The sequence below is a fragment of the Microbacterium ginsengiterrae genome (genome assembly GCF_014205075.1).
Taxonomy (GTDB): domain Bacteria; phylum Actinomycetota; class Actinomycetes; order Actinomycetales; family Microbacteriaceae; genus Microbacterium; species Microbacterium ginsengiterrae.
Window position 1 is genome coordinate 1,090,423 of sequence record NZ_JACHMU010000001.1, and the last position, 22,167, is coordinate 1,112,589.

Genomic DNA, 22,167 nt, shown 5'->3' on the forward strand with positions numbered 1-22,167 from the left:
TCTTCGGCTCAGTTCTCCGGCTCGAGAACCTTGCCGGCGATCTCGACCGGCTTCGCGTCGAGCAGGATGAACGCCACCTTGGTGGGCTCATCGGTGTCATTGCGCCAGGTGTGGATGGTTCCGCGCTGGATCACCACGTCACCGGGACCGCAGACGGTCTCCTCACCGTTGTCCAACTGAAGGGTCACGTGTCCCTCGAGCACGATCCCGTAGTCGAGAGAGTGCGTACGGTGGTGCTTCGACGCGGTGTGCGGGTGCATCGTGACGAACTGCAGGACCGAGCCACCAGGAGAGACCCGGCGCACCTCGCGCAGCGCACCGTCGAACTCGTCGGAGTTGTCGGAGGGGAACTCCGCGGTCGTCCATGCGAGGACCATCTCGGCTTCCGCCCCGAGGACCTTCGTCTCCATTGTCTTGTCTTCGCGGATGACCGCGTTGCCTTCGCTGTCGTGCCCGGTGACGATACGGCGAACGTTGAGGTGCGGCATGGTGGGTGTTCCTGTCTGTCTCTGTAGGGGGTGGGTGGGTTTCGGAGTCAGCCCTGGGTGGTGGCGACGAGCTCGTCGACCTTGTCTCTCACCCAGGCTTCGAGTTCGGCGTCCGTGATGGTCTCCGCCTCGCCTTCGTGTTCCGGAATGAACCGGAATCCCTTGAAGTCGTGCGCGATGATGTCCTCGAGTCGGTCGGCATACACCTTGATCCCACCCATGTAGATCGTGATGATCTCCGGGCGCGGCTTGGAGGCGATGTTGGCACCAGTCCAGAACGATTCGGTCTTCAGCACGAACGTCCGCTCGGCGAGCGCCTGGCAGAAGTCGCTCCAGGCGAGTTCTGCGGCACGCGTCGACTCGACCAGCCCAGCGCCGCGCTTCTCCGCTTCCTCGATGATCGAAGCGACGAAATCGACGTTGATCTGGATCCCGAAAAGATAGCTGGCCATGATCGATGGCGCCTGCGGCCCCTGCAGCAGGAACATGTTCGGGAACCCGCTGGTGGTGACACCGAGGTTCGTGCGCACCTCGACGCCGTTGCGCCACTTGTCCTTGAGGGTCTGCCCATCGCGGCCGCGGATGTCGATCTTGAACAACTGGCCCGTGACGGCGTCGAATCCGGTGGCGAACAGGATGACGTCGAACTCGTACTCCTGCTCGGAAGTGCGGATGCCGTTCTCGGTGATCTCGACGATCGGCTCTTCTCCCAACGCGACCAGGTGCACATTGTCGCGGTTGAACGCCTCGTAGTAGCCGTCGGCCTTGACCGGACGCTTGGTGCCGAAGTGGTAGGACGGCATGAGCTTGCGCGCCGTCTCCGGGTCCGTAACGATCGAGGCGATCTTGCGGCGCACGAAGTCCGCCGCCCAGCTGTTCGCCTCCTCATCGGTGTTGAGGTCGTTGTACGTCGCCAGCGCGAAGGCCTGCGCGCCGTGGTCCCATGCCGCCTGGAAGACGGCATCGCGCTGCTCCGGGGTGTCCTCGTGGGCGGATCGTGCGGTCGACGTGCCAGGCGCTCCGAACGCGGACTGTCGCATCTCCTCATGCAGGCGCTCGATGTTGTCCTTCCACGCGGCGCGCGCCGACTCGTCGAGGGGGCGCTGGCGCGCCGGGGTGATGTACTGCGCCGTGCGCTGGAAGACGGTCAGCTCCGAGACGACGGAGTTCAGTGCGCAGATCAACTGCGCCCCCGAAGAGCCTGTGCCGATGACCGCCACGCGCTTGCCGGCGAAGTCGGGCTGCTCGATCGGCCATTCCCCCGTGTGGTACCACTCGCCTGAGAAGTTCTCCAGCCCGGGCATCGGCGGGATGTTGGCGGCGTTGAGCGGCCCTGGTGCGGGAACGAAGTATCTCGCATCGACCTGCTCACCGCCTTCGAGACCGATGTGCCACAGCGCGCGATCCTCGTCGAACTGCGCAGAGACGACGGTCGTGTCGAACTGGATGTCGCGGCGAAGGTCCAACTCGTCCGCGACGAAGTTCGCGTAGTCGAGGATCTCGTGCCACGGCGCGAACCGCTTTGACCAGTTCCAGCGTCGGTAGAGCGCCGGATCGAATGTGAAGGTATAGGCCATCGCCTCCGTGTCGCACTGAAGCCCGGGATAGCGGTTCCAGAACCACGTACCGCCCAGGCCCGAGCCGCGCTCGTAGGTCTGCACCGACAGTCCGAGACTGCGCAGCCTGTGGAGGGCGTACAGCCCGGAGAAACCTGCTCCCACGACGACGGCGTCGTATTGCTTGATATCGCTCATGCTTTCTTTCCTTATGTCCACGTCAGAGGGTCGGGCGACGATGCGTCAGGGCTTACGGCCCCAGAACATCTCGATGCCCTTCCACTCGAAGATCTGCGGGTCGTCGACCTTGCCCGCGAAGGCGTCGAGGATCTGTTGCGGCGACCAGTACGGTATGTCTGACAAGCGCACCTGCTCATAGAGCTTGTCGACCCACTGCCGCAGGTGGACGTCCGCATCCACCCGCGAGAAGAAGGTGGGGCCGGCGAGGATCGCCTCGGCGAGAACAATGCGCCGCCCCGATCGCATCACGCGCAACAGGTCGCCCGCGGTCTCGCTCCAGTCGTCGGCGTGCTGCGTGGACTGGAGGACGGCGACGCAGTCGTAGGACTCGTCATCCAGGTCGTCCGCATACGCCCAGCGCCAGCATCCGGTCTGGCCGTTGCGGCCCGGCAGCCGACTGTGCACGGCACGACGGCCGTCCCGGATGATCTCGACCTCGTCGAGCACACCGTCCGGACCGATGATCTCCCGGATGCCCTCGCGCCATCCGGACGGCTCGATTCCCTCCCCGATGAGGAGGACACGATCGCCGGGGCGCAGCTCGAGCAGACCGTAGATGATCTGGGAGACGGGTCGCGCGAGCTCGTTCCAGATGTACGGCAGCCCGCCGGCGAGCCGGGTGGCGAGCTCCCACGTACGGCGTTGCGCGGGGTCGCGGACGTCGTCGCCGAGCAACTCCACGTCCCAGTCCTGCACGTGATCCCACGGATTGCCCCCGCCGAACTGCCCGGACGGACGGCTCTCGGAAGCGGACATCAGTGCGCCACCCCGAGCATCTCCAGCGCCTCGGCGCGGTACTGCTGGAACTCGGGCAGCGAGCGCGTCTCAACCTGGTCCCGTGGACGCGGCAGGTCGATCACGATCTCCTTCGCGACGAAAGTCGGCCGGGGCGCGAGGATGAGGACACGATCCGAGAGGTAGACGGCCTCATCCACGTCGTGCGTCACGAATAGCGCGGTGAACCCGAACTCGCTCCACAGTCCCAGCAGGCCGTCCTCCTGCTGGATGCGCGTGAGGGCGTCGACCGCGGCGAACGGCTCATCGAACACGACGAGAGAGGACTGGCGGGCGAGAGCCCTGGCGATCGCGGTCCTCTGCTGCATCCCTCCGGACACCTGCCACGGGTAGTGGTCGACGAAGTCGATGAGGCCCACGCGCTCCAGCGCCTCGCGAGCACGTTCTCGCGCCTCGGCCTTCGGCAGACGCAGGCCGAACATGACGTTGCGTTCTAGTGTGAGCCATGGGAAGAGGCTCTTGCTGTAGTCCTGGAACACCACCGCAGTCTCGGGCGCGACGCCCTTCGTCGTGCGTCCGCCAAGGATGACCTCGCCGGAGTCGACGGTGTCGAGTCCCGTGATGCAGCGGAGCAGCGTGGTCTTGCCTGCCCCGGAGGGGCCGAGGACCGAGACGAACTGCCCCGGTTCGATGGTGAACGAGAGGCCGTCGATGATCTGCGCCATCCCGCCGTCGGGACCAGGGAACGACTTGCGCAGCTGGACGCATTCCAAACCGGGGGCTTCAGAGAGCATGGGCACCTGCCCTGGAGTCGTAGCGGACATATTTCTTCTCCAAACTGACCAGGATCACATCGAGCAGGAACCCGATGACGGAAAGGACGATGATGCCGCCGTACGTCTGCGCGATGTCGAACGACTGCTGCGCCTGGACGAGGGTGAACCCGAGCCCGGAACTGGCGCCGAGCATCTCGCCGGTGACCATCAGCACGAGGGCGAGCTGCATGGTCAGACGGAGACCGGGAAGGATCAGGGGGAGGCCGGACGGGAGCTTCACGGTGAAGATCGTCCGCAGTCGCCCGACTTTCGCCACACGCGCCACGTCCAGGTATTGAGGCTCGACGCGAGCGATCGCGTCCGTCGTGTTGATGAGAACGGGCCAGATCGACCCGAACACGATCACTCCGATGACGAGGGGGGTGTTCAAACCGAGGAAGGCGATCGCGACGGGAATGATGATCGTCGCCGGGGTCGCCCTGAGGAAGTCGAACACGGGCCGGACCAGGCGCTGCAACCAGGGGACGGAACCCAGCACGATGCCGATCCCAATCCCGAGGACGGCGCTGATCCCGAAGCCGGCGAGGATCCGGAGGATCGACGGCCACACGGTGGCGCCGAAATCGGTGGTGACGATCTGAATCGCTGCACCGGCGGCCTGGGTGAACGGAGCGACGACGGGTGCCTTCGTGTTCAGGAGCGGAGGAAGCACGAGCTGCCAGATCAGCAGGGCGACGGCGACGCCACCCGCGCCAAGGAGCAACCGACGGGAGGAGGTCAGAGACTTCATGCGTTCTTCCTCCGGTACTCGGGGCTCCAGAAGAGCACCTTGCGTTCGACAGCGAGAAGGATGAGGTTCAGGACCGTCCCGAGCAGGCCGGCCCAGAGGATGCCTGCATAGGCGCTGGTGATGTTCCCCACCCCGCGGTACTGGTTGATGAGGGCTCCGAGGCCACTGGCGCCGATGAGGAGATCGACGCCGACCGTCACGGCGAGCGTGAGGGACATCGACACCCTCAGGCCCGAGACGATCGACGGAGCGATCGTCGGCAGCAGGACGGTGCGGGCGACCTCGAGGTTCGGCAGTCGCACGGATTTCGCCACGTCACGGTACTGCGGGGGCACGTGACGCACGCCCGCCGCCGTGTTGAGCAGGATCGGCCAAATGCCCGCGAAGACCACGATGAGGAGCTTGGCCTCCAGGCCGATTCCCGCCACCAGGATCGCCGCGGGGACGAATGCCACCGCCGGCGTGGATCGCACGAATCTCAGCAGCGGCCCAAGGGTCGCCGACGCATAGGCCGAATTGCCGACCGCGAGCCCGATGATGACTCCGAGAATGCCCGCGGTGATGAAGCCGAGCAACCACGTCAGCGCGGTCTGCCCCGTGGCGATCAGCAGTTTGCCGCTGAACCCGGCTGCCAGCTCCTCCCCGAGCCGCCCGATGATCTCGAGCGCCTCGGGAAAGAACTGGACCGGTAGGACTCCGACGACACGGAGGAGGTCCCACAGCACGGCTGCTCCCACGAAGGAAGCGACGGTCAGCGCGGTATTCACCGCGACGCGCCTCCTCGCCGTGGCCTTGCGGCGTCGATCCGCTGACCGCCAGGTCGTGAGCAATGTCGTGGTCGACAGGTCTGCGCCTACGGGCTGCCCGGGGGCGGAGACCGTGCTGTGGACGGAGTTCATGATCGTTCCTGTCGCCGCTCAGTCGCCCGAGACGGGCGTGACGGCGCTTGCCGCGTCGAAGTCCGCGTCGAGCATGCCGTACTTCTTCGCGAGGTCCGCCCACACGGTGAGGTCTTCCACGGAGATGGTCGCATCGAACTGCGGCACTGATGCCTCCTCGGCGACCTCCTGCGCAAAGCCCATCGTGTCGACGAGCGTGGCCGTCACGACATCGCGATCGCCGTTGGCGAGGGCGTTGGCGTCGTTCATCGCTGCCACGAATGCCGCGAGTGCATCGCCGCGCTCCTCGATGGTCTTGCTGGTCGCCGCCCAGCAACTGAACGCCGGCGTCTCGGCGATGGCCTGGTACGGCCGCTCCTCGAGCACGCTGGCACCGTCGGCGATCGCCTGGGTCGTGAACGGCTCGTCCGTCAGCGCGGCATCCACGTTGCGGTTGGCGAGCACCTGACCCATGTTGGGGAACTCGGTCGGCACCAACGTCACACTCTCGGGGTCGACACCCTCGGAGTCGAGCCACGCCCGCACGATCAGGTCATTGGCGCCGCCGAGCGCGTTCACGGCGACCTGCGCGCCCTCGAGGTCCTTCGCGTTCTTGATCGCGGAATCGCCCGGCGTCAGAAGCGCCAGCGGACGCCCCTCAGCCGGGCGTCGGGTGATAAGGGCGAAGCACTGCACGTCCTGGCCGTTCTGTTGAGCGACCATGACGGACAGGACGTTCGACGGCGCGATGTCGATGGTGCCCTCGACCGCCGCCGGGATCATCGCCGCGCCCGCGCCGGAGATCTGCGTCGCCTCGAGAGTCACGTCGTGCGCGGCGAAGACGTCGCCGTCGCGACCGGCGTAGAGCGCCGCCAGTTCCATCACCGGGAAGTCGGCGACCTTCAGCGTGTACCCCTCCAGCGCATCGTCCGACGTCGACGCGGCGGTCGAAGGGCCGCTGCAGCCGGTGAGCACGAGCGCCGCAGCCGCGGTCGCCGCGAACATCGCGGCCCCGGATCGGCGGATCATCTTGGTCCTCATGGGAGTGCCTCTCATCATTGAGCGCCAGCACGGCGTCGATACCGTTCCATAGAGCAGGATCTATGTCCTGTTAAACAGGACGCTAACACGACAAATCAGGACAGGTCAAGCGTCGCCTGAGAACACGTCCTTGATGATGGGCGCGGCAGCCCTCACGCTGGCGAAGCCCAGCGGAGCGATGACCGCGAGGACCTCGACGAGCTCCTCGATCGTCGCGCCGTACCGAATCGCGTTCTCGATGTGAGGTCGCACCCCGACATCGAAGAGATGAGTGCACGACAGATCGATGGCGATGTAGATCAGCTCGCGGACCTTGGGGCTCAGCACGCCCCTCACCCAGGGATGCGACGAGTAGTCCGTGTACGCGCTGAACCAGTCCGGATCCGCGCGCAGCAGTGTTTCGTTCATTGGACTCCAGTACCCCCGCTGAGCCGTGAACGCGTCGCGGACGCGAGCCCGCTCGCCCGTCAGCGGTTCCTCATCGACGAGGTCCTGCTGCAGTTGCGCCTTGGCGACTTCGACAAGAGGCGGAATCCCGGTCACGTAGGAATGGATGCCCAGCACCGCCACGAGATGGACGGCCTCGAGCGCCTCGACCCTGGTGGCGCCGGCGCGATGCGCCTGCACCGCCGCAGTACGGATGCCGGAAACATCCAGCGTCGTGACGGCCGACGTCACCGCGAGCATGATGAGCGCCCTGGTCTTGGCATCCAGGCGCCAGACGTGGCCGGGGACCTCCGCGAGATCCAGATATGCCGCGACAAAGTCGGCATCGATGTCCAGCGCGGCGCGCAATGAGTCGTCGAGAGCGCCCGCCATCCGTTCGAGGCGGTGCCCCACGGCTTCGGCATCGACGTCTTCGGTTGGGCGGGCGGGGGCGGTGGTGTCGTCGGTGATCACGACTGCTCCAATCTGTTGGACCCCGTGCGTACGAGGTGCTCGGAGTCTAGTCCTGATATACAGACAGTTTGTCCTGTACTGCAGACCTCCAACCAAGTAGACTGAACACACCTACCACGGAGGGGGAGGGTATGCCTCAGCGGACGACCCGAGACGAGATGGAACTCGTCGACGGCGATGCAGCGGAGCGGACGAGCGCCTACCGCGACAGGAACTCCACATCGGACCGCACGCTCAACATCCTCACGATGTTCTCGGACGAACGCCCGGTCGTGCGAGCCGCGGACGTGATCGAACGCCTCGGCGTCGCGCGATCGACCGGTTACCGATATCTGCAGACGCTCACATCCACGGGTTTCCTCGAGGACACCGGCAACGGTTACCGGCTAGGCCTGCGCGTGTTCGAGCTGGCACGCATCGCTCGAAAGGCGCACAGTCCCGAGGAGATCATCCGCCCCGCGCTGGAGCGCCTTGCCCGCGACACCGGTGGCACGGCGCTGCTCACCCGCCGATCCGGAGTCCGCGTGTACTGCGTCGAGCGGGCAGAGCCGCCCCAGCGCCATCTCCAGTTGTCCTATGAGCGCGGACGAGCTCTGACGCTCAACGCGGGCCCGTTGGCGCAGGTGCTCCTCGCTTGGGAGTCACCCGAGATCGTCGAGGACCTCCTGGAGCGGGCCGAACTCCCCGCGTACACCTCACACACCCTCACCACGGTGCCGCAGATGAAGAAGCGCTTGGCGGCGATCCGCGAGGAGGGCCTCGTCATCTGCGAGAACGAGGTCGACCTCGACACCGTCAGCATCGCCGCACCGGTGTGGCAGGGCGGCCGCGTCTCCGCCGCGCTCGGCATCGTGGTCGTCGACGCGCAGATCGATCCGATCGTGCTCGAGCGGCACGTGCTCCGGGTGCGGCAGACCGCCGAGATCGTCAGTGAGCGCATGGACAGCGTCGGCTGACCACCACGCCGGTCACCGTAAGCTCGACTCGTGGACGTCTACAGGGCACGCGCGTTCCTCGCCGTGGCCGAGGAACTGCACTTCGGCCGAGCCGCGCAGCGGCTGCACATGGCACAGCCTCCGCTGAGTCGGCTCATCCGCGCGGTGGAGAATGAGCTGGGCGCGGCGCTGTTCGAGCGCGGCCCGCGTCATGTCGCGCTGACCGATGTGGGGGCGGCCCTCATCGAACCGGCGAGGGAGCTGGTCATGCAGTCCGAGCGCATCACCGAGCTCGCCCGTCGCGTGCAGCGCGGTGAGACTGGGCTGGTGCGCCTCGGTTTCGCCGGCGCATCCGTCAATGCGCTCGTCAGCACTCTCACCCGCAGCGTGCGGCTGGCCCGGCCCGATCTCGCAATCGACCTGTCCGGTTCGCTGCTGTCGCAACCCGGGATGGAGCAGCTCCGATCCGGTCAGCTGGACGCCGTCGTCGGACGCTGGGACACCCTTCCCCGCGACGTCGATTCCCGGGTGATCGCACAAGAGGAACTGCTGGTCGCCGTCGCCGCCGATCACCCGCTTGCACAGGCGGAGGCGGTCACTGCGGAGGACGTGGCTGACGAACCCTGGGTGGTCTTGCCCGGCGGTCACGGGGCGACGCTCTCGACACGCCTGAACGACCTCGCGAGGCGCGGGCGGTTCGTCCCAAGGATCGTCGACACCGCGATCGATTCGGCCACCCAACTGCTGATGGTCGACGCCGGCGTCGGCATCGCGCTGACGTTCTCCGGCGTGCGCGAGAACGTCCCGGTGCATTCGGTCGCCTTCCGCCCTGTGCGGCCGACCCTCGGCAAGGTCGAGGTGCGTCTCGCATGGCGCCGGTCTCGTGTCAGCCCTGGACTTGCCGCATTGATCGACGTCGCACCGTCGATCGAGGCGGAGCCGGAGCACCACTGAGGGTCTAGCGAAGTGCGATACCGGGAAGGTATCGCTCGGTACCGACATCGGTACTTCACATCATCGTCTCGCCGCCGCACACTGGGCATATGACGCTTCCCCTGGATGGAGTCCTCGTGGCTGATTTCAGCCGCGTGCTCGCCGGCCCCTACGCGACCGCCACACTGGCGGACCTCGGGGCACGGGTGATCAAGGTGGAGCGCCCCGGTGCCGGCGATGACACCCGCTCGTGGGGACCGCCATGGACGGAGAACAGTGCCTCCTACTTCGAGAGCGCCAACCGCAACAAGGAATCCGTCGTCCTCGACCTCACCGATTCCGCCGATCAGGTGGTGGCGCGGGAGTTGGCACTGCGCGCGGATGTGATCGTGGAGAACTTTCGCCCCGGGGCCCTCGACCGCTTCGGGCTGGGCTACGCACAGGTCAGCGAGCGCAACCCCGGCGCGGTCTACTGCTCCATCACCGGCTTCGGCAGCGGTGCCGGAGCGCAGCTCCCGGGCTACGACTTCCTCGTCCAAGCGGTCGGCGGCCTCATGTCGATCACGGGCGATCCGGACAGCGCTGGTGGCTCACCGATGAAAGCGGGTGTCGCCCTGGTCGATGTCCTCACAGCCAAGGACGCGACCGTCGGCATCCTCGCCGGGCTGCACGCCAGGGACCGGACCGGACGAGGGCAGCATGTCGAAGTCAATCTGCTGACAAGCCTGCTCGCCGCCATGGTGAATCAGGCATCGTCCTACCTCACCACCGGCAGACCCCCAGGGAGACTCGGCAACGCGCACCCGTCGATCGCCCCGTACGAGCTGCTCCCCTGCGCGGACGCGCCGATCGCGATCGCCTGCGGGAACGACGCTCAGTTCCGCAGACTCGTCACGGAACTCGGCGACGAGTCCCTGGCTGAGGATGAGCGTTTCGTCACCAACGCGGCCCGCGTGCACCACCGCGCTGCGCTGGCGTCGACGCTGGCGAAACTGCTCGCGGAGGACACCGCCGCGTCGTGGGTGGAACGCATCTCACGCGCCGGCGTACCGGCGGGCAAGGTCGGCAGCATCGCCGACGGGTTCGCCCTTGCCGACACACTCGGGCTCGATCCGCTCGTCGACGTCGGCGACGGCGTGCCCGCTCAGGTGCGTCACCCGGTCTCCTACTCTCACACCCCCATCACCGAATACACGGCGCCACCGCGGCTGGGGCAGCACAGCGACGCGGTCCGCCACTGGCTCCAGAAGGAGAAGAAATCATGAGCCACATCGATCCGATGTCTCTTCCCGCCCCAGACCCGACCGATCCTGCCGGCCTGGACGACCTCCTCACCGACGATGAGAAGAGCATCCGCTCAGCTGTTCGCCAGATGTTGGATGCATCCGTGGAACCCCACATCGCCGAATGGTTCGAGAACGGGGCCATCCCCGATATCCGCGGCCTGACCAAGGAGCTCGGCTCGCTCGGCGTCCTCGGAATGCACCTCGAGGGGTACGGCTGCGCCGGGATGTCCGCCACCGAGTACGGCATCGCCTGCCTGGAGATCGAAGCCACCGACTCCGGTCTGCGCTCGCTTGTCTCGGTGCAGGGTTCGCTGGCTATGTACGCGATCTGGCGCTGGGGCTCCGAGGAGCAGAAGCAGGAGTGGCTCCCCCGTATGGCAGCGGGTGAGGCGATCGGATGCTTCGGGTTGACCGAGCCCGACGTCGGCTCCGACCCCGCGAATCTCAAGACGCGTGCGCGCCGCGACGGTGACGACTGGATCATCGACGGACGAAAGATGTGGATCTCGAACGCACCATACGCGGACGTTGCCGTCGTGTGGGCTCAGACCGATGACGGCATCCGCGGCTTCGTCGTACCCACCGACAGCCCCGGCTTCTCCGCGCCGGAGATCAAGCACAAGCTGTCGCTGCGGGCCTCAGCGACGGGCGAACTCGTGCTTGACGGAGTCCGCCTCCCCGCCTCCGCGATGCTGCCGGAGGCCCGCGGGCTGAAGGGTCCGCTGTCCTGTCTGAACGAAGCACGTTACGGGATCGTGTGGGGTGCGCTGGGGGCCGCACGCTCGAGCCTGGAGTCCGCGCGCCGCTACTCGAAGGAACGCGTACAGTTCGGTCGTCCCATCGGCGGATTCCAGCTGACTCAGCAGAAGCTTGCGGACATGTCGCTGGAGTACACCAAGGGGTACCTCCTCGCTCTGCATCTCGGGCGCCGCAAGGACGCCGGGGCACTTCGACCGGAGCAGGTGAGCATCGGCAAGCTCAACAACGTCCGCGAGGCGCTCGAGATCTGCCGTACCGCGCGCACCATCCTCGGAGCGAACGGGATCTCGCTGGAATATCCGGTGATCCGCCACGCGAACAACCTGGAGTCGGTCCTCACATATGAAGGAACCGTCGAGATGCACACCCTCGTCCTCGGACAGGTACTGACGGGAGAGGCCGCATTCCGCTGACCGCAGGCCGGCCCGGTCAGTCCTCCTTGGCGCGCGTCGCCTTGCGGTCCGCGATGAGCGTGTCGCGCACCTTGCGGCGCAGCACCTTGCCGATCAGCGAGGTCGGCAGCTCCTCCCAGACGACGTAGGCGCTCGGGCGCTTGTACTCCGCAAGGTGCTCGCGGGCCGCCGTGCGCGCGGCATCCTCGTCGAAGGTCGCACCGTCCTCGAGCACGACGACGGCGGTGACGACCTCCGCGCCGCTGCCGCGCGGGATGCCGACGACGGCGGTGGCCGCGACGCCGTCGACGGCGGTCACGACCTGCTCCACTTCGGACGGCGAGACGTTGAACCCGCCGGTGATGATGAGCTCCTTCTTGCGATCGACGACCGTGACGAACCCGTCATCGTCCTGGACCACGAGGTCGCCGGTGCGCAGCCATCCGCCCTCGAGCAGTGTCGCGGCCGTCTCCTCCGGACGGTTCCAGTACCCCTGGAAGACCTGAGGACCACGGATGAGCAGCTCACCGGCCTCGCCGAGCTCGACCTCACGCGTGGGCTCGTTGGGGTCGACGACCCTGATGTCGGTCGACGGGAACGGAATGCCGATCGCGCCGATGCGACGGTGGTCGGTGAACGGGTTCGCGAGCGCCACGGGGCTCGTCTCCGTCAGCCCGTACCCCTCGTTGAGCATGCTGCCCGCCCGGTCCTCCCACCGCTTCACGACCGCCGGCGTGAGGGTCATGGCGCCCGAGATCGCGTAGACCACACCGGAGAGGTCGAGCTTGCCCTCCTTCGCGACGCGCGCGAGCCGGTCGAACATCGGCGGAACGGCAGGCACGAACGTCGGCGGATACTTCCTCGCCGCCTTGGAGACGAGCTCGGGGTCGAAGGTGGGGAACAGCACCGCGTTGGATCCCGTCTCGACCGAGTAGATCACCGACAGCAGTACGCCGAACGAGTGGAACATCGGCAGGAGACCGTAGATTCGGCCCTCTCCACGGGCGAACTCCGGCATCCATGCCGCCCCCTGGCGGGCGTTGGACCAGAGGTTCGCGTGCGAGATCATCGCCCCCTTCGGGGTCCCGGTGGTCCCCGAGGTGTACTGCAGCGCGGCGAGGTCGCCGGCGGCGGGCCGGGGGTGGGATGCCGGCAGCGGCGCGCTCTTCTCCAGCGTCGCGAACCGCGTCGTCCCCTCGACCGGGGCGGTCAGCTTCTCGCGCGACGCACGGGCCTTGGCGATCGGGAGTCGAAGCGCAAGTCGCATCGCGAACGGCATGGCGCGGGTGACGTCGACGGAGACGATCCGCTGAGGACGGGCGTCGGCGGGGAGCTCCCGCAGCGTCGGCACGATCTTGTCCCACGCGACGACGACGTCAGCGCGGTGGTCCTGGAACTGCACGGCGAGCTCGTCCCTCGTGTACAGCGGATTGTGCTCGACGACGACGGCGCCGAGGCGGAGCACGGCGTAGAAGGCGATGACGTGCTGAGGGGCGTTCGGCATGATGAGAGCGACGCGGTCGCCCGCCTTCACGCCCATCTCACGCAGTCCGTTCGCCACGCGGGACACGCGGTCACCGAGCTGGCGGTAGGAGATCGTCGCGTCGAAGAACGTGATGGCGGGTCGATCGCTCCACTGCGAGACGCGCTCGTCCAGCATGTCGCTCAGCGACCCCGTCACGGTCTCGATGTCGACCGGGGTGCCGGGGGCGTAGAACCGGTTCCACGCGCGCTTCTCGTTCAGGTGCATGGAAAAATCCTACGCGGGCTACCGCTCGAGGATGACGGCGAGGCCCTGCCCGACACCGATGCAGATCGCCACGACCGCGACACCACCGCCGCGGCGCGCGAGTTCGTGCGCCGCGCGCCCGATGACACGGCCCCCTGACGCGCCGAGCGGATGACCGATCGCCAGCGCCCCGCCGTGGACGTTGAGCGCCGCGGGGTCGAGCTCGGGCCACCCGCGCAGACAGGCGAGCGACTGCGACGCGAACGCCTCGTTCAGCTCGACGAAGTCGACATCGGCCCACGTGCGCCCTGCGCGCGCGAGCGCCTTGTTCGCCGCCTCGATGGGCGCAGTGGGGAACTCGTGCGGGTCGACGCCGTGGCTGCCGCGGCCGGTGATGCGCGCCAGCGGCTCCGCGTCGAGCGCGCCCTCGGCCCCCAGCAGCACGGCGGATGCGCCATCGTTGATCGATGAGGAGTTGCCGGCGGTGACGGTGCCGTCCTCCGCGAACAGTGCGGGCAGCGTCGCGAGCTTCTCGACGGACGTGCCGTCACGGATGCCTTCGTCTCGTGCCAGTTCCGCGCCCTCCACCTGCACGATCTCCCCGGCGTACATGCCGTCCGCCCACGCTGCGGCGGCGAGCTCGTGCGAGCGCACGGCGAAGGCATCCTGATCGGCGCGGCTGATGCCCCATGTCCGCGCCGTCGCCTCGGCGGCCTCGCCGTTCGAGACGGTCCATGCCGTCGGCAGGACGGGGTTCGTCATGCGCCAGCCGATGGCGGTGTTCCACATCGTCTGGTTCCCGTTCGCCGAGAAGGGCCGCGCGGCCTTCTCCACCACGTACGGGGCGCGGCTCATCGACTCCACACCACCGGCGAGGATTACCTCGGCGTCCCCCGCCTCGATGGCGCGCGATCCCTGCACGACGGCCTCGAGGCTGGACGCGCAGAGCCGGTTCACCGTCACCCCGGTGACCGAGGTCGGGAACCCGGCGAGCAGCGCCCCCATCCGCGCGACGTTCCGGTTGTCCTCCCCGGCCTGATTGGCATCGCCGAAGATCACATCGTCGATGCGGACCGCCTCGAGACCGAGGCGGTCGACGGTTGCGCGCATCACGGTCGCGGCGAGATCGTCTGGGCGCACTCCGGCGAGCGCTCCCCCGGCCCGACCGAACGGGGTCCGGACGGCGTCGTACACATGGGTCGCTGACATCTCGACTCTCCTCCGGTCACCCGCGACCGTGCCGCGCGCCGGCGCGCTGCGCAGAAGACGATGGCGCACCCGGTGGTGCCGCCGGATCCGCAAGTACCGCCGGATCCGCAAGTACCGCCGGATCCGCAAGTACCGCCGAGAGCCTCCGCCGGGCGCGCACATAGGCATCGAGGTCGATGATGAGTTCGCCGTCGACCTCACGCAGTTCCCGGATCGCCTCGTCCCCGACGGAGATCGACATCGCGACGATGATCCGGGCCTCGGTCGCGCTGGTCTCCCTCGGCAGGCGGGCGAGCTCGCGATGCGCATCCAGCCAGTCCGCGATGACCGTGATGAGGCGCGTCCGGCTCGTATCGCTCGACCACGAGACAGCGGTGGTCGTGCCCGGCTCACGAGAGAACAGGGCGAGGCGGCGGCGGGTGACGGCATCGTCAGTCTGGCCCCGAACCGATTCGGTCACGATCAGAGAGGCGGCGATCACGAGGTCGTCGGCGTGCGTCGTCAGGATCCGCTCGGTTAGCGCCGGGTCATACTCGAGCGCCGGGCCGAAGATCGCCACCTCAAGGGAGGGGAAATAGTTGAAGAACGTGCTGCGCGAGACCATCGCACGTTCGCAGATCCGCTCGACAGTGACGCTCGCGATGCCCCCGTCGTAAGCGAGGTCGACCGCCGCCTGCTCCATGCGACGTCGCGTCAGGAGCATCTTGCGCTCCCGCAGACCGTCAGCCATGGAATCCTCCCCTCAATGCAGATCGGACAGGTCCACGATACGTGAGTGGGACCGGCACTCGTCGGACGCGCCGATCCCGCTCCTCTTTCGCCTAGGCCCTCCCGGCTGCGGCACGACGCATCCGAGCGAGGCCGAGCATCGCGCCGGCGCCGACCATCAGACTGAGAGCGAGCAGCAGTGCGGCCGTGGAATCCCCGCCGGTCGACGGCAACTCGCCGGCACCATCGGCACCCGCGGCGGGCTCGTCATCACCCCCGCCGGCCGGGGGTTCGGCGGCAACCGTGACCATCACCGTCGTCTCGCTCTCGAGCATGGTGGCTGCCTCAGGAACGAAGCGCAGTGTCACTTCGTGCACACCGACCGGTAGTGACCCGAAGGTCATGGTTCCCGTACCGTCGACCAGGACGGCCGGGTCCTCGATGGGATCCGTTCCCGAGAATGCCACCACGTGCCCGTCCACCGGGCCTGCTGGGCCGGACCGGCGGGTCGGCTCAGCAGCGACAGCCGCCGTAAGCTCCACCGATGCGGGGGTCGCCGGCGTACCCGAGACAGCACCCGCACTCGGTGTCAGGACGGTGGCGATCCCGGCCACTTCCAGCTCTGCGGGGTCGGACGCCGATTCTGCGAATCCGGGCGCCGGGACGAAGCGAGCTGTCACGATGTGCGTTCCGATCTGCAGAGAGTCCGCTTCGATCTCGAAGCGCGCCTCGCCGTCATCCGCCTCGGGGTCGATGTCCATTCCTGCCGGTGCGGTGTGGACGACGTCGCCATCGAGGAGGAACTCGACCGCGCCCCTCGGGTCGGCGGTCACGCCCAGCTGGGTGGCGGTGACCGTCGCAGAGAGCGTGACGGTCTCATCCGCTCGAATGCCTGAGGAGGAGAGTGAGAGCGCGGTCGCTGTCTCCACCGCTGTGACCGAGATCGAATGGTCGCCCGAGGTCGACATGGCGAAGTCCCCGTTCACGTCCCCGAGGAACGCCACCGCGAGCTGCTCGGTCCCCCACGGCATGACGACGTCGTCGAACAGGACGGTGCCGCCGCTGTCGAGTGAGGCGTACGTCAGGGGCGATCCGTCGGCGAGGAGCACGACGTCCCCGTTCAGCCCGACAGCCGGCGAGGTGACGGCGGCCTCGACGTCGATCGGCTCGAACGCGCGGACGGTCGACGCAGCGGCGGTGATGGTCGTCGTCGTCGTAGCCTGCGCCACGGTGAACTGGACCGGATCGCTCACGGAGGGCAGAGCATCGGGCGTCGCGGGGTCGCCGTCCGGGAGTCCTGCGAACCGGGCGACGACTTCGTGATCCCCCGCACCAGGGGCGACACTCACCGGGAACAGCGTGCTGAACCGCCCGTTGCCGCTGTAGAGAAGCACGCTGGATCCGACGTTGCTGCCGTCGACTTCGAAGTCGACGAGTTGCCCGGAGAGATTGACCGGACCGTCGAGCGCGATGCTCGCCCCGACAATGAGGAGCTCGCCGAACGTCGCCGGCGTCGTCAGGACGGTGAGTTGCGTCTGCGTCGCGACATCATCCGGCCGTGGTTGCGGCGATGCAGCCTCGACAACCGTCACCGTGGTCGACCCCGTGGAGTTGGTCGACGAGGACCGGTAGTCCCGCTGCGATGTGGTGGGACTGAACTCCGCACGGAACTCATAGGTGCCCGCTGCAAGCCCGGCGACCGTGAACGTGTGGTCCCCGCTGATCGACGCGTAGGCGACGCGGGTCGTGCCCTGATAGAGATTCACCCAGCCGTCCAACGGCGTGTTCGGCGTGCGGGTGTCGGCAGCGCGCACGCGCAGCGCGATCTGCTCGCCCGCGGCGACGTCCGCGGGCGCGCTCAACGTCGTCGTGCTCTGCATCGGGATCATGATGCGCACTGTCCCGACCTCGGCGAGCGGGCCGAAGTAGTCGTGCATGTCCTCGGGCCGACGCGCCTCAGTATCGATGTGCACGCCAGGAACGGCATCCGTGACCCAGCTCACGCCGGTTCCACCGCCGGACCCGGCGGAGTATCCCAGGAACTTGCGACCGCCACCGCCACCGGTGCCTGAGGCAGGCCAGCCACCGCCGCCGCCACCACCGCCACCTCCGCTGGTGCTCGTTGACGCCGTGCCGCCACCTGCGCCGGACTTCTTGTAGCGCGGGAAGGAGGAGTCGTCGACTCCGTTCTTCCCCATCCCGCCCGGGGTCTTGCCCGCCCCTGCGGTCGGCGCGTACGTCGTGATGGTCTTTCCATCGAACGACGAACCGGCATTGTCACCGCCCTTGCCGCCTGGCACGAAGCCGATGGTGGCGCTTCCGTCGGAATGCCCCTTGTAGCCGCCCATGGCCGCGATGACTGCCGTGAGGTCCCACAGGGAGAGCGACACGTTCGGCTTGCCGGTGTACCCGCCACCACCACCGCCGCCCGCGGCGACCGCGATGAGCTCTCCGTTGAGCTTGACTGCGGATGCCCCGCCACCACCACCACCGTTGGCCCCCAGAAGACTGCCTTTGCCGCCGTTGCCCCCGGAGATGAACCCGGCGCCGCCCATGCGCTCGTCACCCTTGCCCCGCCCGCGCTGACCGGCGTAGACCGTGAGGCGGTCCCCCGTCGCCACGGGGATCGTCACCCCGAAATCCGCACCGCGGCCACCGTTGACACGGTCACCGGCCCCACCTGTGCCGCCGCGCAGGCCCACCACTACCTCCGTGACGCCGGCCGGAACGACCCAGTCCGTGCCGCTCGGGCTCGTGAAGTCGAAGACCTGCTGCGGGGTGGGAGCCGCGTGCGCGGGGCTCGCCACCCCGACGCCGACGCCACTGAGGGCGATCGCTGCCACGGTAAGCAGCGCGATGTGCCGGCGGGGGCGGGAGACGACCGTCGATGCAGGAGCGTCTCGGCGCAGATGCGGAACACGGGGACGATAAACTTGGATCACTATCCAATATTAGACAGCAATGCATGTTTTGTCCAGTGTACTCAGCATCTCATTCCGATACGCGAGCGTCAGGCGCTCAGCGCATCCGGCGGTGCACGGACTGGGGAGTGAGGTACGCCATCAGCCCCTCGATGCCGTACTCGACTCCGAGCCCCGAGTCGTGCCGTCCGCCGAAGGGCGCGTAGTGGTTGGAGGCGAACATGTTCACCCCGACCGAGCCGGTGTCGATCCGGCGGGCGATGCGGAACGCGGCATCCTCGTCTCCGCCGAAGACGATGCCCCCGAGACCGAACGCGGTGTCGTTGGCGATGTCGACGGCGCCGTCGACGTCGTCGGCGCGCAGGATCGTGATGACCGGGCCGAAGATCTCCTCGCGGGCGATCGTCATGCCCGGCGTCACATCGGCGAACACCGTGGGGGCGACGAACGCTCCTCCCGGGAGGGGTTCGGCCACGTCGCCGCCGAGCGTCGCCCTGGCGCCCTCGGCGACACCGGCGCGGATGAACCCGCGCACACGATCGCGCTGCGCGAACGACGCGACGGGTCCGAACACCGTCGACGGGTCCAGCGGGTCGCCGACGGGAGCGGCAGCCACTGTTGCGGTGACCATGTCGACGAGCTCGTCGTAGCGCTCGGCCGTGGTGACGAGGCGGGTGGAGATGTAGCAGGTCTGCCCGGTGTTGCGCATGCAACTGCGCAGCAGGACAGACGACATGGCATCCAGGTCGGCGTCCGGGAGGACGAGCGCCGTCGACTTGCCGCCGAGCTCGAGGGTCACCGGTCGAAGCAGCTCACCGCACGCGGCGGCGATCCTGCGCCCGACCGGGGTCGATCCGGTGAAGGCGACCTTGTCGATCCCCGGGTGCCGCACGAGCATCTCGCCGGCGACGCCGTCGCCCGTGACGATGTTGATGACGCCGGCGGGGATCCCCGCCTCATCGGCCGCCTCGAGCAGGAATCGGACGGACAGCGGCGTGGGACCGGCCGGCTTGATGACGACGGTGCAACCGGCCAGCAGGGCGGGTGCGAGTTTGATCACGACGAGGTTGATCGGGAAGTTCCAGGGGGCGATGAGCGCGCACACGCCGATCGGGTCGTGCGCGACCACCGTCTCGTTGCGCCCGTCGGGGAACGCCCGAACGTCCTCCTGCTCCAGGTGCCCTGCGAGACTCGCGACGACGCGGAGGATGGATGCCGCGTTCGCCGCAGCGCCGGCGGTCTCGGACACCGGCGAACCGTTCTCCAGCGTGTTGGTGACGCTCAGCACGTCCGCACGCCGCTCGACGGCATCCGCCATGCGGCGCAGCAGGTGCGCGCGTTCAGAGGGAGTCCGTGCCGCCCACTGGGGACGGGCGGCACGGGCTGCGGCAACGGCCGCGTCGATGGCGGCGGCATCCGCCTCCGGCACCGACCCCCAGTGATCTCCCGTCGCGGGGTCCACGACGGGTGAGATCACCGCTCCGGCGGCCGTCGTCTCGGCACCGTCGATGCGGTGACCGGAGACGTGGGTGTACGGCAGGCCGGATGCGGCGTCGCGGTGGCGATCACGCATCGCCGCCACGAGGTCTTCAGTCAGCATGGTCACGAGAGCTGCTCGACCTTCAGCAGCCGTTCCGCCCTGGTGAGCTCGGCCTCGGCCATCTGCACGGCGGCGTCCGTGAGGAGCTCCGGCACGATCTCCTCACGCAGCCGAGCGCAGTAGTCCGCCGGTGTCCGGCCGAACCACGACGAGGCCAGGGCGATCCCGGTCGGGGTGAAGCGCCAGAGCCGGTCGGCGTCGCGGACGAGGCTGTCCTCGAGCGAGTACGAGACCGGGCGGGTGTCGTGGCCGTCGATGATCGCGGTCACGCGCTCGATGAACGCATCGTCGTACCCGAGCCCGGGAAGCACCTCGCGTGCGATGTCGCAGCCGTGCCGCTCGTGCTCGTACCGCACATCCGCGCGGCGCCAGTCCCCGGAGAAGCCCTCGGTGAGGATGCGGTCCTGGTCGACGCGGGCCCAGCCGGTGTCGTGCAGCAGGATCGTCACGCGGACGAGCAGTGCGTCGGCCTCGGGGTGGGCGTCGCAGAGACGCTCCGCGAACGCGAAGGAGATCGGCAGGTGGATGTCGTTCTGCCGCGAACGCGACTCCTTGACGATGGCGCGCCACAGCGGATCGAGGTCGCCACGGTCATCCGAGGCGGAGATCGGGCTGGTGTCGACGGGGGCGACGGCGGGGAGAGTCATGGGGGCTCCGTTCTCAGGCATTGACTGCTTCGGGCAGCACGACAGCGGACTTCAGCGGCACGGAGGTGTCCGCAGCGGCCTCGGGTGGGATGGTGCCGCCCTTCGCGAGCGCGGACTTGACCGCGAGGAACTCGACGGGATGGTTCACGACGTCGGCGGCGATGAGGCGGCCGTCGCGGTAGTACAGCACCGCGAACCGTTCGGTGTCCGGTTCACCTCGTACGATGACGCGGTCGTATCCCGTCGACAGACCCGCGATCTGGAGCTTCAGGTCGCCCTGATCCGACCAGAACCATGGGACGGAGCGGTACTCGGCCGGTTCCCCGAGCAGGGACGCGGCGGCGATCTTGGCCTGTTCGAGAGCGTTGTTCACGCTCTCGAGGCGGATGCGGCCGCCGACACCGAGCGGGTAGGGGTTGGGCATCATGGTGCAGTCGCCTGCGGCGACGGTGAGACCGTCGGATGCCCGCGCCGCACTGTCGACGACCATGCCGCCGTCGACCTCCAGGCCGAGCTGCTCGGCGAGTTCGGTGCGCGGCACGACGCCGACGCCGATGAGGACGAGGTCGGCGGGGATGACGGTGCCGTCGGCGAGTTCCACGCCGGTGACCGAGCCGTGTGCGCCGGCGACGCGCGCGTCACCACCGAGGATCCGGGAGATGCGGGCGTCGAGGATCACCCGGATGCCGCGCCGACGGTGCGCATCGAGGTAGAAGGCGCTGGTCTCCTCGGACACGACGCGTCCGACCAGCCGAGGCGCGGCCTCGAGGACGGTGACGTTCTTGCCGAGGCCACGGGCGACCGCTGCGGTCTCCAGACCGATGAAGCCGCCACCGATGACGACGATGTCCTTCGCATCCTCATCCGCGAGCGCCGGCTGCAGAGCGATGGCCTGGTCCGCATCACGGAGGTAGTGCACACCGTGGTAATCGGTCCCCTCCAGGGGAAGCCGTCTGGCGGACGCCCCCGTGGTCAGCGCGAGCCGTCCGAAGGGGATCCGGCGGCCGCCCTCCGTGGTCGCGACACCCGTTCCGTCCGCGTCGCGATGCACCGTGACGACGCGGTCGCCGGTGACGAGCTCGATGTCGCGCTCGGCGAACCATTCGCGGCTGCGCAGGATGACGTCGTCCGGCTGCAGCTCGCCCTTGATCCACCCCTTCGACAGCGGCGGGCGCTGGTACGGCCGGTGCGCTTCCTCTCCGACGAGCACGATGGGGGCGGTGTCGCCGCGTTCACGCATGATGGAGGCGATCTGCACGCCGGCCTGGCAGGCGCCGACGATGAGTGTGGCGTTCATGATGGACTCCGGCTCAGATCTGTTCGCTCGGTGTGGTGATGTGGTACTCGCAGCCGTCCTCGAGCCGGATCTGGCACGAGAGCCGCGACTCATCCCGACGGTCGACGGCGGTGCCGTCGAGCATCTCGTCCTCGAGGTCCCCTGGTCCTCCGACGAGGTCGCGGGTCTCGGGAGCGACGAAGACGTGACAGGTGGCGCAGGACAGGCTCCCGCCGCACTCGCCGACGATGCCTGGTACGCCGTTGCGGACCGCGGTCTCCATCACGGAGTCGCCGGGGCGTCCGTCGATCGTGGTGACCGTGCCGTCGTCGGCGGTGTAGGTGACGGTGCTCATGATGTCTCCTTGA

General features: G+C 68.0%; 20 protein-coding genes. 4 read left to right on the forward strand and 16 right to left on the reverse strand.

Annotated elements, in window-relative coordinates; all coding sequences use genetic code 11:
• Window positions 1–8: 8 nt before the first annotated feature.
• The 8 genes from HD600_RS05435 to HD600_RS15165 form a co-directional block, all read right to left on the reverse strand.
• Complete coding sequence (locus tag HD600_RS05435) at window positions 9–488, reverse strand: cupin domain-containing protein (RefSeq protein WP_184282102.1); 480 nt, start codon at window positions 486–488, stop codon at window positions 9–11.
• A gap of 47 nt (window positions 489–535) precedes the next feature.
• The gene (locus HD600_RS05440) at window positions 536–2,242 is read right to left on the reverse strand and encodes a flavin-containing monooxygenase (protein WP_184282104.1); all 1,707 of its coding nucleotides are present in this window, start codon (window positions 2,240–2,242) and stop codon (window positions 536–538) included.
• A 45-nt stretch (window positions 2,243–2,287) separates the two neighbouring features.
• The gene (locus HD600_RS05445; RefSeq protein ID WP_184282106.1) at window positions 2,288–3,040 is read right to left on the reverse strand and encodes a class I SAM-dependent methyltransferase; all 753 of its coding nucleotides are present in this window, start codon (window positions 3,038–3,040) and stop codon (window positions 2,288–2,290) included.
• Window positions 3,040–3,813 carry an ABC transporter ATP-binding protein gene (locus HD600_RS05450; RefSeq protein ID WP_184282108.1) on the reverse strand — a complete coding sequence of 258 codons (774 nt, stop codon included), beginning with the start codon at window positions 3,811–3,813 and terminating at the stop codon, window positions 3,040–3,042. Before HD600_RS05450 ends, HD600_RS05445 begins: the two co-directional genes overlap by 1 nt.
• Complete coding sequence (locus HD600_RS05455; protein ID WP_184282110.1) at window positions 3,803–4,585, reverse strand: ABC transporter permease; 783 nt, start codon at window positions 4,583–4,585, stop codon at window positions 3,803–3,805. Before HD600_RS05455 ends, HD600_RS05450 begins: the two co-directional genes overlap by 11 nt.
• Window positions 4,582–5,484 carry an ABC transporter permease gene (locus HD600_RS05460; RefSeq protein WP_184282112.1) on the reverse strand — a complete coding sequence of 301 codons (903 nt, stop codon included), beginning with the start codon at window positions 5,482–5,484 and terminating at the stop codon, window positions 4,582–4,584. The genes HD600_RS05455 and HD600_RS05460 overlap by 4 nt, the downstream gene beginning before the upstream one ends.
• An 18-nt stretch (window positions 5,485–5,502) precedes the next feature.
• Window positions 5,503–6,504 carry an ABC transporter substrate-binding protein gene (locus HD600_RS05465; protein ID WP_184282114.1) on the reverse strand — a complete coding sequence of 334 codons (1,002 nt, stop codon included), beginning with the start codon at window positions 6,502–6,504 and terminating at the stop codon, window positions 5,503–5,505.
• Between the two features lie 105 nt (window positions 6,505–6,609).
• Complete coding sequence (locus HD600_RS15165; protein WP_184282116.1) at window positions 6,610–7,404, reverse strand: carboxymuconolactone decarboxylase family protein; 795 nt, start codon at window positions 7,402–7,404, stop codon at window positions 6,610–6,612.
• A 131-nt stretch (window positions 7,405–7,535) separates the two neighbouring features.
• Here HD600_RS15165 and HD600_RS05475 point away from each other — a divergent pair, with 131 nt between their 5' ends.
• The 4 genes from HD600_RS05475 to HD600_RS05490 all read left to right on the forward strand — a co-directional run bounded on the left by HD600_RS05475 (window position 7,536) and on the right by HD600_RS05490 (window position 11,730).
• A complete protein-coding gene (locus tag HD600_RS05475; RefSeq protein WP_184282118.1) occupies window positions 7,536–8,360 on the forward strand; it encodes an IclR family transcriptional regulator in 825 nt (274 codons plus the stop codon).
• Window positions 8,361–8,390: 30 nt separating this feature from the next.
• On the forward strand, window positions 8,391–9,293 hold the full coding sequence (locus HD600_RS05480) for a LysR substrate-binding domain-containing protein (protein WP_184282120.1): 903 nt from the start codon (window positions 8,391–8,393) through the stop codon (window positions 9,291–9,293).
• 89 nt (window positions 9,294–9,382) lie between these two features.
• Entirely contained in the window at window positions 9,383–10,537 is a 1,155-nt protein-coding gene (locus tag HD600_RS05485; RefSeq protein WP_184282122.1) for a CaiB/BaiF CoA transferase family protein, read from the forward strand.
• Entirely contained in the window at window positions 10,534–11,730 is a 1,197-nt protein-coding gene (locus HD600_RS05490; protein ID WP_184282124.1) for an acyl-CoA dehydrogenase family protein, read from the forward strand. Before HD600_RS05485 ends, HD600_RS05490 begins: the two co-directional genes overlap by 4 nt.
• 16 nt (window positions 11,731–11,746) lie before the next feature.
• On the opposite strand, the gene HD600_RS05495 is transcribed toward HD600_RS05490, so the two are convergent.
• The 8 genes from HD600_RS05495 to HD600_RS05530 all read right to left on the reverse strand — a co-directional run bounded on the left by HD600_RS05495 (window position 11,747) and on the right by HD600_RS05530 (window position 22,154).
• Window positions 11,747–13,459 (reverse strand): long-chain-fatty-acid--CoA ligase, encoded by a 1,713-nt coding sequence (locus HD600_RS05495; protein ID WP_184282126.1) that lies wholly within the window; start codon window positions 13,457–13,459, stop codon window positions 11,747–11,749.
• A gap of 18 nt (window positions 13,460–13,477) precedes the next feature.
• Window positions 13,478–14,647, reverse strand: a complete 1,170-nt coding sequence (locus HD600_RS05500) for a thiolase family protein (protein ID WP_184282127.1) — start codon at window positions 14,645–14,647, stop codon at window positions 13,478–13,480.
• A gap of 16 nt (window positions 14,648–14,663) precedes the next feature.
• A complete protein-coding gene (locus HD600_RS05505) occupies window positions 14,664–15,377 on the reverse strand; it encodes a TetR family transcriptional regulator (RefSeq protein ID WP_184282130.1) in 714 nt (237 codons plus the stop codon).
• Between the two features lie 91 nt (window positions 15,378–15,468).
• The gene (locus HD600_RS15170; protein ID WP_184282132.1) at window positions 15,469–18,297 is read right to left on the reverse strand and encodes an Ig-like domain repeat protein; all 2,829 of its coding nucleotides are present in this window, start codon (window positions 18,295–18,297) and stop codon (window positions 15,469–15,471) included.
• A 76-nt stretch (window positions 18,298–18,373) separates the two neighbouring features.
• Window positions 18,374–19,876, reverse strand: a complete 1,503-nt coding sequence (locus tag HD600_RS05515; protein ID WP_241731732.1) for an aldehyde dehydrogenase family protein — start codon at window positions 19,874–19,876, stop codon at window positions 18,374–18,376.
• Window positions 19,877–19,878: 2 nt separating this feature from the next.
• Complete coding sequence (locus HD600_RS05520) at window positions 19,879–20,523, reverse strand: HD domain-containing protein (RefSeq protein WP_241731627.1); 645 nt, start codon at window positions 20,521–20,523, stop codon at window positions 19,879–19,881.
• A 13-nt stretch (window positions 20,524–20,536) separates the two neighbouring features.
• Window positions 20,537–21,820: an NAD(P)/FAD-dependent oxidoreductase gene (locus tag HD600_RS05525; protein WP_184282135.1), complete on the reverse strand. Its 1,284-nt coding sequence runs from the start codon at window positions 21,818–21,820 to the stop codon at window positions 20,537–20,539.
• 13 nt (window positions 21,821–21,833) lie between these two features.
• A complete protein-coding gene (locus HD600_RS05530) occupies window positions 21,834–22,154 on the reverse strand; it encodes a 2Fe-2S iron-sulfur cluster-binding protein (protein WP_184282137.1) in 321 nt (106 codons plus the stop codon).
• Window positions 22,155–22,167: the final 13 nt, after the last annotated feature.